The organism is Thioclava sp. JE_KL1, from assembly GCF_009296265.1.
Taxonomy (GTDB): domain Bacteria; phylum Pseudomonadota; class Alphaproteobacteria; order Rhodobacterales; family Rhodobacteraceae; genus Thioclava.
Genome location: NZ_WBJS01000004.1, coordinates 93240 through 109232, shown reverse-complemented (window position 1 = coordinate 109232; position 15993 = coordinate 93240). Strand labels below are relative to the sequence as shown.

Annotated in this window: 14 protein-coding genes; 2 read left to right on the top strand and 12 right to left on the bottom strand. The window is 63.0% G+C overall.

The features are described 5' to 3' along the window. Positions 1 to 5: 5 nt before the first annotated feature. The 12 genes from F8R15_RS08355 to F8R15_RS08300 all read right to left on the bottom strand — a co-directional run bounded on the left by F8R15_RS08355 (position 6) and on the right by F8R15_RS08300 (position 13878). Positions 6 to 962: an MBL fold metallo-hydrolase gene (locus F8R15_RS08355; protein ID WP_368731021.1), complete on the bottom strand. Its 957-nt coding sequence runs from the start codon at positions 960 to 962 to the stop codon at positions 6 to 8. A gap of 2 nt (positions 963 to 964) precedes the next feature. Then, positions 965 to 1873 carry an MBL fold metallo-hydrolase gene (locus F8R15_RS08350; protein WP_152844280.1) on the bottom strand — a complete coding sequence of 303 codons (909 nt, stop codon included), beginning with the start codon at positions 1871 to 1873 and terminating at the stop codon, positions 965 to 967. 112 nt (positions 1874 to 1985) lie between these two features. Next, the gene (gene rpe, locus F8R15_RS08345; protein ID WP_078550350.1) at positions 1986 to 2687 is read right to left on the bottom strand and encodes a ribulose-phosphate 3-epimerase; all 702 of its coding nucleotides are present in this window, start codon (positions 2685 to 2687) and stop codon (positions 1986 to 1988) included. 15 nt (positions 2688 to 2702) lie between these two features. Beyond that, positions 2703 to 5030: a nitric oxide reductase activation protein NorD gene (locus F8R15_RS08340; RefSeq protein ID WP_152844279.1), complete on the bottom strand. Its 2328-nt coding sequence runs from the start codon at positions 5028 to 5030 to the stop codon at positions 2703 to 2705. A gap of 12 nt (positions 5031 to 5042) precedes the next feature. Further along, positions 5043 to 5879, bottom strand: a complete 837-nt coding sequence (locus F8R15_RS08335; RefSeq protein ID WP_078550355.1) for a CbbQ/NirQ/NorQ/GpvN family protein — start codon at positions 5877 to 5879, stop codon at positions 5043 to 5045. Between the two features lie 85 nt (positions 5880 to 5964). Next, entirely contained in the window at positions 5965 to 6330 is a 366-nt protein-coding gene (locus F8R15_RS08330; protein WP_078520682.1) for a ribulose bisphosphate carboxylase small subunit, read from the bottom strand. Between the two features lie 41 nt (positions 6331 to 6371). Further along, positions 6372 to 7805 carry a form I ribulose bisphosphate carboxylase large subunit gene (locus F8R15_RS08325; RefSeq protein ID WP_078540934.1) on the bottom strand — a complete coding sequence of 478 codons (1434 nt, stop codon included), beginning with the start codon at positions 7803 to 7805 and terminating at the stop codon, positions 6372 to 6374. Positions 7806 to 7876: 71 nt separating this feature from the next. Next, positions 7877 to 8956, bottom strand: coding sequence for a class II fructose-bisphosphate aldolase (gene fba / locus F8R15_RS08320; protein WP_078540936.1), 1080 nt, complete (start codon positions 8954 to 8956; stop codon positions 7877 to 7879). Between the two features lie 44 nt (positions 8957 to 9000). After that, positions 9001 to 10002, bottom strand: coding sequence for a type I glyceraldehyde-3-phosphate dehydrogenase (gap, locus tag F8R15_RS08315; RefSeq protein WP_078601427.1), 1002 nt, complete (start codon positions 10000 to 10002; stop codon positions 9001 to 9003). A gap of 13 nt (positions 10003 to 10015) precedes the next feature. Continuing rightward, on the bottom strand, positions 10016 to 11989 hold the full coding sequence (tkt, locus tag F8R15_RS08310) for a transketolase (protein WP_152844278.1): 1974 nt from the start codon (positions 11987 to 11989) through the stop codon (positions 10016 to 10018). Positions 11990 to 12006: 17 nt separating this feature from the next. Continuing rightward, a complete protein-coding gene (locus F8R15_RS08305; protein WP_078520678.1) occupies positions 12007 to 12879 on the bottom strand; it encodes a phosphoribulokinase in 873 nt (290 codons plus the stop codon). A gap of 3 nt (positions 12880 to 12882) precedes the next feature. Then, positions 12883 to 13878 carry a class 1 fructose-bisphosphatase gene (locus tag F8R15_RS08300; protein ID WP_152844277.1) on the bottom strand — a complete coding sequence of 332 codons (996 nt, stop codon included), beginning with the start codon at positions 13876 to 13878 and terminating at the stop codon, positions 12883 to 12885. A 107-nt stretch (positions 13879 to 13985) separates the two neighbouring features. Here F8R15_RS08300 and cbbR point away from each other — a divergent pair, with 107 nt between their 5' ends. Both cbbR and F8R15_RS08290 read left to right on the top strand, forming a co-directional pair. Next, on the top strand, positions 13986 to 14915 hold the full coding sequence (gene cbbR, locus F8R15_RS08295) for a LysR family regulator CbbR (RefSeq protein ID WP_078540940.1): 930 nt from the start codon (positions 13986 to 13988) through the stop codon (positions 14913 to 14915). 47 nt (positions 14916 to 14962) lie between these two features. Next, complete coding sequence (locus F8R15_RS08290) at positions 14963 to 15934, top strand: quinone oxidoreductase (RefSeq protein WP_152844276.1); 972 nt, start codon at positions 14963 to 14965, stop codon at positions 15932 to 15934. Positions 15935 to 15993 lie beyond the last annotated feature (59 nt).

The following is a 15993-nucleotide window of genomic DNA, read 5'->3' as shown; positions in this document are numbered from 1 at the left end:
ACCTCCTATTCGAATTCCATTTCCTCGTAGACGACGCCCGCGTTCTTCGTCGCCAGTTCCTCGAACGTGTCGAGGTTTTTGTAGGGGCTTTGATCCACGTAGTAGGCCTCGGCCAGATCGCCACCATTGTCGATATGCTCGCCGATCTTGTCGCGCAGGTATTTCAGGTAGCCGGTCGTGCCACGCGTGACCTTGTCGAGATTGGTCGGGTGGCCGTGGCCGGGGATGATGAAGGCAGGTTCCAGCGGTGCGAATTTGGTCTCGAAGGTCTCGATCCAGCAGCTCGTGCAGGTTCCCGAGAAGATCGGCGGCATCCGTTCGGAGAAAGCGATATCGCCCGCAATCATGAACTTCTGTTCCGGCAGCCAGACCTGCGTATCGCCGGGGCTATGCGCGGGGCCGAGATGCATCACTTCGATCGTCATGTCGCCCATCTCGATGACGCGCTTGTCCTCGAAGGTCTCGGTGGGCAGTTTCGGATCGGTGCCTTCGGCGGTCTCCTTGCCGTAAGACTTCAGCGCCTCGAAGGCGCCACCTGCGTCATGCTCGAATTCGGCCGCCGCATCGACATGGGCGAGCACCGGCACACCCTGTTCGATCCAGTAATTATTGCCGAGCATCGCGTGGCCCTGACCGTTCTCGTTGATCACCAGCTTCACCGGCCGATCGGTCACCGCCTTGATCTCGTCATGCAGCGCACGGGCGAGCTGGTAGGACGCGCCGGAATTCACAACGACCACGCCATCGCCGGTGACGATGAAGCTGAGATTGTTGTTATGGCCCGCATTCTCATAGGTCGGCGGTGCGGTCGCGCCGATCGAGGTCCAGACGCCGGGGATCACCTCATAGGGTTTCGAATAGAGCACGGAGCCGGGATACATGTCCGGCACGTCCTCGGAGGCGAGCGCGGGGCTTACATGAAGAAGTGCCGCCAAGGCGCTGGTCAGGATTAGGTTTTTCACGTTTAGAGCTCCGCGACATAGCGATAGGCATCGCCGTCGCGCTCGACCCGGCCCAGACCGCCTTCGGGCAGGTGATAGCCGATGATCGGCAGCTTGTCGGCCGCAAGTTGGTCCAGCAGCGCCACGCGCGTCTTCGCGCCCAGCTCCGGGTTCTGATCCGAGCCCGCCTCCATGCCCGGCGCCGCGAAGGCGAGGTAGTGGTTCACGATCGCATCGCCGATGATGAAGGCTTGGGTCTCGCCGTTCTTGACGTGGAAGGACATGTGGCCGGGCGTGTGGCCGGGCGTCATCTGCGCCATGATGCCGGGCAGGATTTCCGCGCCATCGCCGAAGGTGTCGATCTGATCTTCAAGGATTTCGAGGCGCCGCAGCGCGCCTGCCGCGAAGGTCTTGCGACCGTCGTCGATCGTGTCGAGCGTCTCGGGATTCAGCCAATATTCGAACTCGTCCTTGCCCATCATGTGCTGGGCGTTGGCGAAGAAAGGCTCGTCGAAATCGTCGAGCACGCCCCAGAGGTGATCGGGGTGGCCATGGGTGAAGACGACATGGGTCACGTCATCGGGCGCGACTTCGAGCGCATCCATCGCTTCCATCAGCTTGCCGGCCGAGGGCATGAAATCATTGCCCGAGCCCACGTCGAACAGCACCGTGTTGGTCCCGTCGCGATAGAGCGTGACGTTGCAGGGCGGCTCGACCGAGTCACCGGTAATGCCGTAGCTCTCGAGGATCGGCTTGGCGTCGGGGTTGTCGCTCACGAAGCTGAGCGGCAGGACGAGATTGCCATCGGACAGCGTGTCGAGCCGGGCCGACCCCATTTCGAGGGTCTGGGCGGCGAAGCTGAGCCGGGGAAGGGCGGTCATGGCGCCCATCGCCAGCCCTCCGCGCAGAATGGTGCGTCGCGTGAAAGTCATGCCAGTCCTCCCTTACTGGTATTCAATTCCACGAATATGAACGAGAGGCGGCGGCAGGGCAAGCGATCAGATCACAAGAATGCGACCGTGCCGCCCCGCGCAGTTCCGGCCGTCATTGCGCCGCTTTGAGAGCGCCCTGAGCCGCCTCGCGGATCGCGCGCATATTCGCGCCATAGACCTCGGGTTTGTCGACCGAACCGCCCTTGAAGACCGCAGAGCCCGCCACGAAGCAATCCGCACCGGCTTCGACCAGCGGGCCGACCGTGGTCGGATCGACGCCGCCATCCACCTGAATGTGAATCTCGCGATCGCCAATCATTTCGCGCACTTGGCGGACCTTGTTGACGCTGCCGGGGATGAATTTTTGGCCACCAAAGCCGGGGTTCACGCTCATCACCAGAACCATATCGACGAGGTCGAGCAGTTCCGAAATCACGTTCGCGGGCGTGCCGGGGTTCAGCGATATGCCGCATTTCACGCCCTGCGCCTTGATCGCCTGCAGCGTGCGGTGCGGGTGCGGACCGGCCTCCCAATGCGCCACGATCATGTCGGCGCCAGCTTCGGCATAGGCCTCGATATAAGGGTCGACCGGCGCGATCATCAGGTGCACGTCCATGAAGGTCTTCACATGCGGGCGGAACGCTTTCACGGCGGGCGGGCCGAAGGTGAGGTTCGGCACGAAATGCCCGTCCATCACGTCGACATGGACCCAGTCGGCCCCCTGATCTTCGATGGCGCGGATCTCTGCGCCGAAATTGGCGAAATCGGCCGACAGGATCGAGGGCGCGATCTTGATGGAACGGTCAAAGCTCATGGGGTCCTCCGGGGATCATTTCGTCAGTTGCGCGAACAGGGTCGGCAGTTTCTCGGGCAGGCGCTCGACCTGATCGATCACAGTGAAGTTGTTGGCCCCGAAGATGCGCGACACATAGGCGTCGGCCTCGGGGTCCAGCGTCAGACAATAGCTGTTAATGCCGATCTGCTGGAGTTCCGCAACCGCCTTCTTGGCATCCATGCGCAGATATTGCGGGTCGCGCTCGTCGATATCGGCCGGTTCGCCATCGGTCACGATCAGTAGCAGCTTATGCGCCTCGGGACGCAGCGACAGGTGATGGGCGGCATGGCGCATCGCAGCGCCCATCCGGGTCGAGAGTCCGCCTTTCATGCCCGCAAGGCGGCCTTTGACCTCGGAATCGAGCTTCTGCTCGAAATCCTTGAAGCGCTGATATTGCACGTCGTGGCGGCCATCCGAGGAAAAGCCGTGGATCGCGAACGGATCGCCAATGCCCGAGATCGCCGAGGCCACGAGCGCCGAGGCCTCGCGCGTCAGTTCAAGCACGGTCTTGTCCGAGCCGCGCACGGTCTCGTTCGTGCTTTCCGAAAGGTCGAGCAGGATGCAGACCGCCAGATCGCGCCGGTTGATGACGTTGCGCATGGTGATCCGCATGTCGGGCTGCATGCCGATCCGCTGCATCACCATCGCATCGACGGCGGCGTTGATATCCAGCTCGTCGCCATCCTCCAGCCGCCGCTGGCGCGAGATGCCCTGCGGGCGCAGCCGGTCGACGATCTGCTTGATGCGATGCCGGATGCCGCGATGGGCGGTCAGGATCGTGTCGATCTCGTCCGGGTCGCCCATCGGCGGGCGGTGTTCATAGACGGTCGACCACGACGGGCGCATCAGCTGCACCTTGTAATCCCATTCGCCGTAATGAAACGGGTCCGAGATCGGGGCCTTGCCCTCCATCTCGTTATAGCTGACGCCTTCATCCTCGTAGGGGAACAGTTCTGACGAGAGCACCCAGACCTCCTGCGCATCGTCGCCCGCGGTCTCGACATCGACCTCGTTGACGAATTCCATCAGGCCCACGCGCTTGCGCACCTGACCTTGCGTGGGCTGGTAGGCGTTCTGGTTCGACCAGTCGTAATCTTCGAGCGACCAGATGAAGCGGTTGTCGTCGCGATACGGAATTTTCAGAGATTCGAGAATGCGCAGGGACGGCACCGCGCGGCGCTGCGCGAGCAGGTTGAACAGCTCGACCCCCAGCGACCAGGAGAACATCGTCTCGCGCGCATTGCCCGCGATCTCGCCGTGGAAGGTCTCGACGAGATTGTCGATCTCCAGATCGCCGGTGCGGGTGCCGGGCGTGTTGAGCGCGCGGGCGACTTTTTCCAGCAGATACATCGTCTCGTGTTCGTAAGCTCCGGGCGGCGTGTCCGGCATCAGCCGGTCGAACATCGCGCGCAGCCCCGGAAAGGCCTGCGTCGCGCAATATTCGACCCGGGCATCCTCGATCATGCCGATCAGGAATATCTGCGCAGGGTTGAGCGATTCCTGCCCCAGCCCGTGATCGGAATAGACGATATGGGCCGCCATATGGGCGCACATCGCGCGGTAGAGATCGAGGCCGGAGGCGCCGATGATCCCGTCCACCGCGTCGGGCAGGTGCAGCGCGCCGTCCTCGATGAAGGGGCGGAAGCCCTCGAAGTCGGCGGCAGAGGGGCGCAGGAAGAAGTCGCGGGCCCAGAAGGCGCGGAGATAGAAATTCAGCCGTCGCTGGCTGTCGATGAAGAGCGTGCCGCGGCGTTCCTGTTTCAGGACCGCGCGGCTGTCTTCCGAGACGAGCCCGAAATAATCCGCCTGTTTCGGCAGGTCGCGGCGATAGGCCTCGGCCCCGAAATCCACCCAGCGGCGCAGGCCCGAGAGCGTGAGTTTGCTCAGCAGCTCTTCGAGCACGCCGAACATCGGGCGCAGGCCGCGCGGCGCGCGGGCCGCCAGCCGGTGCAGCAGCGCGAGATAGCCGCGCAGCAGCTCCGGGTCGCCGAAACGGTTGGCGGCGCCGGGCAGCGTGTCGAGCATTAGCACCAAAATCTCGCCCGAGACCATCGAGGCCAGCTTCAGCACCGCTCCCACGACATCGCGGATCACGTCCTCGCCGCATTCTTTGGCGACCTGCGGCATCTCGTCGAGATAGGAGATCAGCAGGCGCGGCCCCTTGCCGAGCGAGGTCATGGCCTTTGCGCCGTCCATGTAATCCTTCAGACCGGCGGGCGACATCATCCGCGCCGCCTCGTGGAAGAGCCCGTCGAGGGTCTCCTCCAGCTCCGGCGCGGATTTGATCAGATCGGCGGCGTAATCGTCGAGATCGACCTTCATCGGACGCGCTCCTTACGCCACCTTCGAACTGTCGGTGATCTCTGGGAAGAAGGTCTGGACGGCCGCCTGCAACGTGTCGCGCATATCCGCGTCGTCGGTCAACGGCTCCACCAGCGCCATCTGGCAGGCGGCGGGCGCGGGAATGTCCTGCGAGATCAGCTGGCCCGCGTAGACCAGAAGGCGCGTCGACATGCCCTCATCGAGCCCGTGGCCCTTGAGGTTGCGCGAGCGTTCGGCCACCTGCACGAGGCGTTCGGCGGTCTTGAGGTCGATCCCGGCCTCGTGGCTGACAATCTCGGCCTCGGTCGCGGCCTGCGGGTAATCGAAGGACATCGCCCCGAAGCGCTGCTTGGTCGATTGCTTGAGGTCCTTCATCATCGACTGGTAGCCGGGGTTGTACGAGATCACGACCTGAAAATCGGGATGCGCGTCGACCAGCTCGCCTTTCTTTTCCAGCGGAAGCTGACGGCGGTGGTCGGTCAGCGGGTGAATGACGACGGTGGTGTCCTGACGGGCCTCCACGACCTCGTCGAGATAGCAGATCGCGCCGATCCGCGCGGCCACCGTCAGCGGTCCGTCCTGCCACTTGGTGCCGTTGATATCGAGGAGGAACCGCCCGATCAGGTCGGACGCGGTCATGTCCTCGTTACAGGCCACGGTGATCAGCGGGCGCTGCAGCTTCCACGCCATATATTCGACGAAACGCGACTTGCCGCAGCCCGTGGGGCCCTTGAGCATCACCGGCATCCGCACGTCATAGGCGGCGGCATATTGCTCGATCTCATTGCCGACGGGCCGGTAATAGGGCTCGGTCTTCACACGGAACTGGTCTGGGTCGATATCGCTCATGGGTGGCTCTCCGTCGCGCAGGAAAATCCAAGGAAAATGGGGCAGGGCGGGCCACCGCGATCGGCAGCCCGCCCCTCGTGTCAGATCAGGCAGAGGCCGACATGTCGGCGCGGTGCACCACCATCGAGGTGCCCTGCGTCTGCTTGAAGTTGTCGTAGCCCACGAGGCGGACATGGTTGCCCGGGTTCGCCTTCTTGCACATTTCGATCTCGCGGAAGATCGCATCGACATCGGTTTCCCCGAACATCGGCAGCTTCCACATATACCAGAAGTTCGAGCGCATGTTCTCGGGCTCGGTATGCTCGATGGCCGGGTTCCAGCCCTTCGAGACGATGTACTCAACCTGCTTGCGCAGCTCGTCGTCATTGAGCTGGGGCAGATAGGAGAAGGTGCCCATCTTGCGGCTGTTCGGGTCCGAAATACGCGAGCCGTAATCTTGCATTTCACTCATGGTGTCAGTCCTTTCTCAGGCGTTGGTGGGAGGGGCGCGCCTTAGCGGTGCGCCACGTCCAGCTTGTCCACGGTGTCGAACTCGAACTTGATCTCTTTCCACGTCTCCATGGCGATCTTGAGTTCGGGCGAGTGCTTGGCGGCCGAGGTCATGATATCTTTCGACTCCTTCTCGAGATCGCGGCCTTCGTTGCGTGCCTTGACGCAGGCCTCGACCGCGACGCGGTTCGCGGCCGCACCGGCTGCGTTGCCCCAGGGGTGGCCCAGCGTGCCGCCGCCGAACTGAAGGCAGCTGTCATCGCCGAAGATGTTGACCAGCGCGGGCATGTGCCACACGTGGATGCCGCCCGAGGCCACCGGGAGCACGCCCGGCATCTGGCCCCAGTCCTGATCGAAGAAGATGCCGCGCGAGCGGTCTTCCTTGACGTATTTGTCGCGCATCAGGTCGATCCAGCCCAGCGTCGCCTCGCGATCGCCTTCGAGCTTGCCGACAACGGTGCCCGAGTGCAGGTGGTCGCCGCCCAGAAGGCGCAGCATCTTCGCGAGAACGCGGAAGTTGATGCCGTGCTTGGGGTGGCGGTCGATCACGCCATGCATCGCGCGGTGGACGTGCAGCAGCATGCCGTTATCGCGGCACCAGCGGCTCAGCGAGGCCTGCGCGGCCCAGCCCATCGTCAGGTAGTCCGACATGATGATCGGCGAGCCGATCTCCTTGGCGAACTCGGCGCGCTTGTACATCTCTTCGATGTTCGGCGCGGTGACGTTCAGGTAGTGGCCCTTGCGCTCGCCGGTTTCGCGCTCGGCTTTCTCGATCGCTTCCTGACAGAACTCGAAACGGTCGCGCCAGCGCATGAAGGGCTGCGAGTTGATGTTCTCGTCATCCTTGGTGAAGTCGAGTCCGCCCCGCAGCGCCTCATAGACCGCCCGGCCGTAGTTCTTCGCCGACAGACCCAGCTTCGGCTTGATCGTGCAGCCCAAGAAGGGACGGCCGTATTTGTCGAGCTTGTCGCGCTCGACCTGAATGCCGTGGGGCGGGCCGTCGCAGGTGGTCACGAACCACAGCGGGAAGCGCACATCTTCCAGACGCAGCGCACGGACGGCCTTGAAGCCGAACACGTTGCCCACGAGCGAGGTGAAGACGTTGACGACCGAGCCTTCCTCGAACAGGCCCATCGGGTAGGCGATGAACGCGTAGTAGCTCTCGTCGTCGCCCGGCACGTCCTCGATCGCATAGGCGCGACCCTTGTAGTAGTCGAGATCGGTCAGCAGGTCGGTCCAGACCGTGGTCCAGGTGCCGGTCGAGGATTCCGCAGCGACGGCGGCTGCGGCTTCCTCACGCGGGACACCGGCTTGCGGCGTGATCTTGAAGACGGCGAGCACGTCGCTGTCTTTCGGCGTGTAGTTCGGCTCCCAGTAGGTTTCACGGTACTCTTTGACGCCGGCGCTGTATTTACCGGGATTTGCATGCTGGTTCATCGGGGTCTCCTTGTCTCCCTAAATCCGATATCTGCGGCCCCGGGCGCTCGACTGCCGGGATCGCGGGTGTGTCAGGCGGCTTTGGCCGCGGAAATCACCGGGTCGAGCGATCCGTCGGCATAGCGCTTGGCCATGTCGTCGAGGTCGATCACCTTGATCTTGCTGGCATTCCCGGCAGTGCCGAAGCGCTGGAACCGGTCGAGGCAGAGCTTCTCCATCTCTTCCATCGCGGGGATCATGAATTTGCGCGGGTCGAACTCGGTCGGCTTGTCCTGCGCGACCTTGCGGAACTGAGCCGTCAGCGCCATGCGGTTGTCGGTGTCGATATTCACCTTGCGCACGCCCGACTTGATGCCGCGCTCGATCTCTTCGACCGGGACGCCGTAGGTCTGGGGCATCTCGCCGCCGGACTCGTTGATCAGGTCCTGCAGATATTGCGGCACGCTGGACGAGCCGTGCATCACGAGATGCACATTCGGGATCTTCGCGTGGATCTTCTCGATCTGGCTGATCGCGAGGATGTCGCCCGTGGGCTTGCGCGAGAACTTGTAGGCGCCGTGCGAGGTGCCGCAGGCGATCGCCAGCGCGTCGACCTTGGTCAGCTTGACGAAATCGAGCGCCTCGTCGGGATCGGTCAGCAGCTGGTCATGGCTGAGCTTGCCAACCGCGCCCGAGCCGTCTTCCTCCGCCGCTTCGCCGGTCTCGAGATTGCCGAGCACGCCAAGTTCGCCCTCGACCGAAGCGCCGACCCAATGGGCCATATCGGCCACGCGCTTGGTGATCGCGACGTTGTAGTCCCAATCGGCGGGGGTCTTCATGTCTTCCTTCAGCGAGCCGTCCATCATCACGGAGGTGAAACCATGGCGGATCGCGGTAAGGCAGGTGGCCTCGTTATTGCCGTGGTCCTGATGCATGCATAGCGGGATATCGGGATACATCTCCGACAGCGCCTGGATCATGTGGCGCAGCATGATGTCGCCGGCATAGCTGCGCGCGCCGCGCGAGGCTTGCATGATGACGGGGGCGTCGCATTTCGCCGCCGCCTTCATGATGGCGATCCCCTGTTCCATGTTGTTGATGTTGAACGCCGGCACGCCGTAGCCGTATTCCGCGGCGTGATCGAGCAGTTGTCTGAGCGTAATCAATGCCATATCAGGTGTTCCTTACGTTGTGGGCCAAACGGTTCGAACCGCGGTTAGAGGAGCTTTCCCATCGCGACGGCGGTATCAGCCATGCGGTTGGAGAAGCCCCATTCGTTGTCGTACCAGCTGAGAATGCGCACCATCCGACCGTCCATCACTTTGGTCTGGTCCATGTGGAAGACCGAAGAGTGAGGATCGTGGTTGAAGTCGCTGGAAACATTGGGTTTATCGGTATAGCCGAGGATGCCCTTCATCGGGCCGTCAGCGGCCGCGCGGATAGCCGCGTTGACCTCTTCCACAGTGGTATCTTTCGCGGCCTCGAAGACCAGATCGACGACTGAGACATTCGGCGTCGGCACGCGGATCGCGACGCCGTCGAGCTTGCCATTGAGCTCCGGCAGCACCAGACCCACGGCCTTCGCAGCGCCGGTCGAGGTGGGGATCATGCTCAGCGCGGCGGCGCGGGCGCGATACATGTCGGAATGCATCGTATCGAGCGTCGGCTGGTCGCCGGTATAGCTGTGGATCGTCGTCATGAAGCCTTTCGAGATGCCGATCGCGTCATTGAGCGCCTTGGCGACCGGCGAGAGGCAGTTCGTGGTGCAGGACGCGTTCGACACGACCAGATCGTCCTTGGTCAGCGCACCGTCATTGACGCCGAAGACGATGGTCTTGTCGGCGCCCGCCGCCGGGGCCGAGACCAGAACACGCTTCGAGCCGTTCTCGAGGTGGAAGGCCGCTTTCTCGCGCGCGGTGAAGATGCCCGTGCATTCCATCGCGATGTCCACGTCGCCCCAGGGAAGTTCCTTCGGGTCGCGGATCGCGGTGACCTTGATCTTGCCGCGGCCTGCGTCGATCCAGTCCTCGCCGGTGGTGACCTCCTGCGGGAAGCGGCCGTGGACGCTGTCGAATTGCAGCAGATGGGCGTTGGTTTCGACCGGGCCCAGATCGTTGATCGCGATCACCTCGATATCGGTGCGACCCGATTCAATGATCCCGCGCAGCACGTTGCGGCCGATACGTCCAAACCCGTTGATGGCAACTTTAACCGTCATTCTCGTTAGTCCCTCAGATCAGTTCTTTTGCATCCGAAACAATCGCTTCGGACGTGATGTTGAAGTGTTTGTAGAGCGCCGGGGCAGGGGCCGAGGCCCCGAAACCGGTCATGCCCACGAAGCGGTCCTCTGGGCGCAGGAAGAGATCCCAACCCTGACGGATCGCCGCTTCGCAGCCGACGCGCGGGGCATCGCCCAGAACCTCGGCGCGATACGCTGCGTCCTGTTTCTCGAAGAGTTCGAAACACGGTGCGGAGACGACCGCCGCGTTGATCTCTTGCTCGGCCAGCTGGTCGGCCGCCGCCATCGCGATCTCGACCTCGGACCCGGTGGCGATCAGCGTCACGTCGCGGGCTTCGGGGGCGCGCAGCAGATAGGCGCCGCGCGCGGTGAGGTTCTCGTCCGTATGTTCGGTGCGAACCGTCGGCAGACCCTGACGCGAGGCCACGATCATCGTCGGCGTGGCCGTCGAGGTCATGGCGATTTCCCAGGCCTCGGCGGTCTCCACCGCATCAGCCGGCCGGAGGATGAGCAAGTTTGGAATGGCTCGGAGCGAGGCCAAATGCTCTACCGGCTGATGGGTGGGACCGTCCTCGCCGAGGCCGATCGAGTCATGGGTCATGACATAGCAGGTCGGCACGCCCATCAGCGCCGACAAACGAATAGCGGGGCGGCAGTAATCGGCGAAGGCCATGAAGGTGCCGCCATAGGGCCGCAGCCCGCCATGGAGGACGATCCCGTTCATCGCGGCGGCCATGCCGTGCTCGCGAATGCCGTAATGGATGTAATCGCCGGTGAAATCGGTGGGCGTGATCGATTTCATGCCCGAGGATTTCGTGAGGTTCGAGCCGGTCAGATCGGCCGAGCCGCCAACGGTGAAGGGCAGGGTGGCGTTGACCACTTCCAGCGCCATCTGGCTCGCCTTGCGGGTCGCGACCTTAGGTTTGTCTTCCGACAGTTTGCGCTTGTAGGCGGCGATCGCGGCGGTCAGAGGGCTGGTGTCAGCCTTTTCGGCGGCGAGGAATTCGGCGCGGGCGGTTGCGGTGTTCAACCGCTGTTCCCACTCCGCCCGCGCACGCGCGCCTCGCGACGCGATCCGGCCCCATTCGTCGTAAATCGCCGCAGGGATGTCGAACGGCGGATGATCCCAATGCAGCTGCTTGCGCGCGGCGGCGATTTCCGCGTCGCCCAGCGGTGCGCCGTGGACATCGTGGCCGCCTTGCTTGTTCGGTGCGCCGAAGCCGATGATGGTGCGGCACGCGATCATCGAGGGGCGCGGATCCTGACGGGCGGCCTCGATCGCGTCGGCGATCTCGGTCGGCGTATGGCCGTCGCATTCGAGCACGTGCCAGCCAGCCGCCGCGAAACGCGCTTTCTGATCCATCGAGGTGGACAGATCCGTGTCACCGTCGATGGTGATCGAATTGTCGTCCCACATCACGATCAGCTTGCCGAGCCCAAGATGCCCCGCGAGGTCGATCGCCTCGTGGCTGATCCCTTCCATCAGGCAGCCGTCGCCCGCGATGACATAGGTGAAGTGATCCACCAGATCAGCGCCATAGCGCGCGTTCTTCATCTTCTCGGCAATCGCCATGCCCACGGCGGTCGCGATACCCTGACCGAGCGGCCCGGTGGTCACTTCGATCCCCTCGGCATGGCCGTATTCCGGGTGGCCTGCGGTGCGCGAACCCAGCTGGCGGAACGCCTTGATCTGGTCCATGCCCATGTCTTCATAGCCCAGCAGATGGTTGATCGCGTAGATCAGCATCGAGCCGTGGCCCGCCGACAGAACGAAGCGATCGCGGTCGGGCCATTTCGGCGCGGTGGGATCGATGTTCATGAAGCGGTTGAACAGAACGGTCGCCACATCGGCCATGCCCATCGGCATCCCGGGATGGCCCGAATTGGCCTTTTGCACCGCATCCATCGCAAGCGCACGGATCGCATTCGCCATGCGCGTTTCTTGAGTGATTTGAATGTCTTTCATCACCTTGTTCATCCTTCTCAAGCCCGCTTCGATTCACGCACGATGCGTTCGATGAGGGGGGTGAGGATCAGCTGCATGGCCAGATCCTGACGGTTGCCGGGAATGACGATCGAGTTGGCGCGGCTCATCCAGGAGCCGTTGATCATCGAGGTGAGATAGGGGAAATCGATGCCGCGCGGGTTCTTGAAGCGGATCACCACGAGGCTCTCATCCGCCGTCGGGATCCAGCGCGCCACGAACGGGTTCGAGGTGTCGACGACCGGCACGCGCTGGAAGTTGATATCCGTTTCGGTGAATTGCGGCGTGATGCAGTTCACGTAGGAATGCATGCGGCGCAGGATCACGTCGGTGACCGCTTCCGTCGTGTAGCCCCGCGAGGCGCGGTCGCGATGGATTTTCTGAATCCATTCGAGGTTGATCACCGGAACCACGCCGATCTTCAGGTCGGCCAGCGCCGAGAGGTTCACCTCGTCATTGACCACGCAGCCGTGCAGACCTTCGTAGAAAAGCAGGTCGGATTCGTCCTCGAAATCGCTCCACTCGGTGAAATGACCGGGCGGCGTGCCCCATTTCTCGGCCTCGGCATCGTCGTGGACGTAATGGCGGGTCTTGCCCTTGCCGGTCTCGCCATATTCGCGAAAGACGCGCTCCAACTCCTTGAGTTCATTGGCTTCATAGGAGAAGTGGGAAAAGCCCTGATCGCCCGCGTCGTAGCGCTTTTGCAGCTCTTCCTTCATGTCGGCGCGGTTGTAGCGGTGGAAGGCGTCCCCCTCGATCGAGACCGCGGAAATCCCTTCGCGACGGAAGATCTGATCGAAGGTCGATTTCACCGTCGAGGTGCCTGCACCGGAGGAACCGACGACGGAAATGATGGGGTGTTTCTTGGACATGTATCAGCTCCGGAAGAGGCCGCGGGTGTTGAAGAGCGCGTGGGCTTCATCCTGCGGCAAGTCGTGATAGGCGGCGACGCGGGCGACCTTGCTGGCCGAGCCGAATACGAATGGCGTGCGGGCATGCAGCCGGTCGGGCGTCGCGGACATGATGGGATCGGCGCCGTCGGTGGCCTCGCCGCCGAGCTGCTCGATCAGCATCGCGATCGGTGCGCATTCATAGACGTGGCGCAGACGGCCGCGCTCGTAGCCGTCGCGGTCGTCGCCCGGATAGAGGAAGACGCCGCCGCGCGAGATGATGCGATGGGTTTCGGCCACCAGCGAGGCGATCCAGCGCATGTTGAAATTGCGCCCGCGCGGACCTTCGGCACCGGCGACGAGATCGTCGATGAACGCGCGGATCGGCTGCGGCCAGTGGCGATAGTTCGACGCGTTGATCGCGTATTCCGAGGTCTCGGAGGGCAGGGGCTTCGGATCGGCCACGCGGCGCCAGATGTCGCTGCCGGGCTCGAGAACCCATTGCTGCACACCCTTGCCGAAGGTCACGACCAGCGCGGTCTGCGGCCCGAAGATGATGTAGCCGCCCGCGATCTGCTCGTTGGCCGGGCGCAGGAAGCTGGCATCCATTTCGTCGGCGGCCTCAAAGATCGAGAAGATCGTGCCGATCGAGACATTCACGTCGATATTCGAGGATCCGTCGAGCGGATCGATGGCAAGCGCGAGCGTGCCGGTCCCGAAATCGACCACCTCGTCTTGTTCTTCCGAGGCGTAATGGCGGACCGCACCACCGCGCAGTGCGTCCATAAAGGCCTCATCCGCGATCACGTCGAGCGCTTTCTGACCGTCGCCACCGGCGTTGGTGCCTGCGGCCTCAGCCAGATTTCCCTCGAGCCCGTTGCGCGCAATCATGCGGGCAAGCTGGGCGCCGACGCTGGTCAGGCGGGTCATGGTGTCGGCAAGATCGGCAGAAATACCGAGGCCGTCGAAACTCACGGACATCTTCTTCTCCTCCAAAGTCGATGTTCTTGTGAGCCAGACCATTGCCCGGATCGAATTTTTATGAAATTTAAATAAAGGGAATATGCGTTAAGGGAATTTGAAGTCACATGCGGATGAACGCTGTAACGCTGAAGCAATTGCGCGCGCTTGATGCGGTGGCGCGGGGTGGGTCTCTGACGGCCGCCGGGGAAAGCCTGAACCTCACAACGCCCGCAATTCATACGCAAATTCGGGGTTTGGAAGATGCGGTCGGGATGAAATTGATCCAGCGCGCCGTCGACGGTGCGGGCTCCGAGCTGACCGAGGCCGGCAAGGCGCTGCGTGAAACCGCGCTGCGGATCGAGGACAACTTGTCGCAGGCCGAAGCGACGCTGAGCGCCATTGCGCGCGGGCAGGTGGGTCGGATCACGCTCGGCGTCGTCTCGACCGGCAAATATTTCGCGCCGCGGCTGGTGAAGATGCTGCAAGACGCCCATCCCGAGATCGAGGTCGCGCTGCGCGTGGGCAACCGCTCGGCCATCATCGAGGGGATCGAGCGCGGCAGTTTCGACATCGCCGTGATGGGCCGTCCGCCGCGCCATCCGCCGGTTGTGGCCGAACCGATCGGCCAGCATCCGCATGCGCTGGTCGCACCGCCCGACCATCCGCTGATCTCCAAGGCCGACGATCTGGAGCAGCTTTTCGGCGAGACCTTCATCTCGCGCGAGGAAGGGTCGGGGACGCGCATCCTGATGTCGCGCTGGCTCGACCGGGTCGGCGACGGGCGGCTCTACGACACGCTGGAGATGGACAGCAACGAGACGATCAAGCAGGCGGTGATGGCGGGTCTCGGCATCGCGTTTCTCAGCCTGCACACGGTGACGGACGAGCTGGAGACCGGACGCCTGGCGCTGATCCCGGCGCCGGGATTGCCGCTGATGCGCCACTGGTTCCTCGTGCGCCGCGAGAGCGAACGCCCGCGCGAACTGGCGCTGCGCGTCTGGGATGAGATCGTCGAGATGAACGGCGCCTTCCTGCCGCATCCGATCCCGGATTGACGCCGGGGCCGCGCGCAGTACCTTTGCGCGGCAACAGGGAGGATAACATGGCTTATGCGATGGCAATCTCGCGCCCCGGCGGGCGCGACCAGTTCCACAAGATCGAGATCGAGGTCCCCAAGCCGGGCCCCGGCGAAGTCACTTTAAGACATTCCGCTATCGGATTGAATTTCATCGATGTTTACTTCCGAACGGGGCTTTATCCGTGGCCAGTGGAGAGCGATCTGATCACCGGCGGCGAAGCGGCGGGTGTGATCGAGGCGGTCGGCGATGGCGTGGATCTGCAGGTCGGACAGCGCGTGGCCTATACGCAGCCCAACGGCGCATATGCGAGCCACCGGGTGATGGCTGCGAAAAACGTCGTGCCGATCCCGGACGATATTTCCGATGAGGTCGCAGCGGCGGTGATGCTCAAAGGTCTGACCGTGCATTACCTGATCCATCACTCATATCCCGTAAAGTCTGGCGACACCGTGCTTTTCCATGCGGCGGCCGGTGGCGTCGGCTCGATCGCGGGACAATGGCTGAAGGCCAAGGGCGTGCGCGCGATCGGCACGGCTGGCGGGCCTGAGAAATGCGCGCGGGCGCTCGAGCACGGCTATGACGCGGTGATCGATTACCGGTCCGAGGATTTCGGCGCAGAGGTCAAACGGCTCACCGATGGCGCGGGCGTCGCGGCGGTCTATGACTCGGTGGGCGCGGATACGGTGATGACGTCGCTCGATGTGCTCAAACGGTTCGGCACGCTGGTGTGCTTCGGTCAAAGCTCGGGTCCGGCGGATCAGTTCAAGATCGGCGATCTGGCGCGCAACTCGCTGTTCCTGACGCGTCCGACCTTGTTCCAGCACACGGATCAACCGGGCTGGTTGCGCAACTCCGCTGCAGAACTTTTTGAGATGATTGGGAAAGGCGAGATCAAGATCGACGTGCCACAGACGTTTTCTTTGGAGGATGTCGCCGCTGCCCATGAGGCGCTGGAGGGCCGGAAAACGGTCGGGAGCACGGTTTTGACACCATAATGGGCGTCAAATCGCACTTATAATTTACATAATACCGATTATCGGTATTAATCTAGTAT

Excerpts from the sequence above, each read along its gene's own strand:
- F8R15_RS08350 (WP_152844280.1), bottom strand. The coding sequence starts at position 1,873 with ATGACTTTCACGCGACGCACCATTCTGCGCGGAGGGCTGGCGATGGGC.
- rpe (WP_078550350.1), bottom strand. The coding sequence starts at position 2,687 with ATGAGCTTTGACCGTTCCATCAAGATCGCGCCCTCGATCCTGTCGGCC.
- F8R15_RS08340 (WP_152844279.1), bottom strand. The coding sequence starts at position 5,030 with ATGAAGGTCGATCTCGACGATTACGCCGCCGATCTGATCAAATCCGCG.
- F8R15_RS08335 (WP_078550355.1), bottom strand. The coding sequence starts at position 5,879 with ATGAGCGATATCGACCCAGACCAGTTCCGTGTGAAGACCGAGCCCTAT.
- F8R15_RS08330 (WP_078520682.1), bottom strand. The coding sequence starts at position 6,330 with ATGAGTGAAATGCAAGATTACGGCTCGCGTATTTCGGACCCGAACAGC.
- F8R15_RS08325 (WP_078540934.1), bottom strand. The coding sequence starts at position 7,805 with ATGAACCAGCATGCAAATCCCGGTAAATACAGCGCCGGCGTCAAAGAG.
- fba (WP_078540936.1), bottom strand. The coding sequence starts at position 8,956 with ATGGCATTGATTACGCTCAGACAACTGCTCGATCACGCCGCGGAATAC.
- gap (WP_078601427.1), bottom strand. The coding sequence starts at position 10,002 with ATGACGGTTAAAGTTGCCATCAACGGGTTTGGACGTATCGGCCGCAAC.
- tkt (WP_152844278.1), bottom strand. The coding sequence starts at position 11,989 with ATGAAAGACATTCAAATCACTCAAGAAACGCGCATGGCGAATGCGATC.
- F8R15_RS08305 (WP_078520678.1), bottom strand. The coding sequence starts at position 12,879 with ATGTCCAAGAAACACCCCATCATTTCCGTCGTCGGTTCCTCCGGTGCA.
- F8R15_RS08300 (WP_152844277.1), bottom strand. The coding sequence starts at position 13,878 with ATGTCCGTGAGTTTCGACGGCCTCGGTATTTCTGCCGATCTTGCCGAC.
- cbbR (WP_078540940.1), top strand. The coding sequence starts at position 13,986 with ATGCGGATGAACGCTGTAACGCTGAAGCAATTGCGCGCGCTTGATGCG.
- F8R15_RS08290 (WP_152844276.1), top strand. The coding sequence starts at position 14,963 with ATGGCTTATGCGATGGCAATCTCGCGCCCCGGCGGGCGCGACCAGTTC.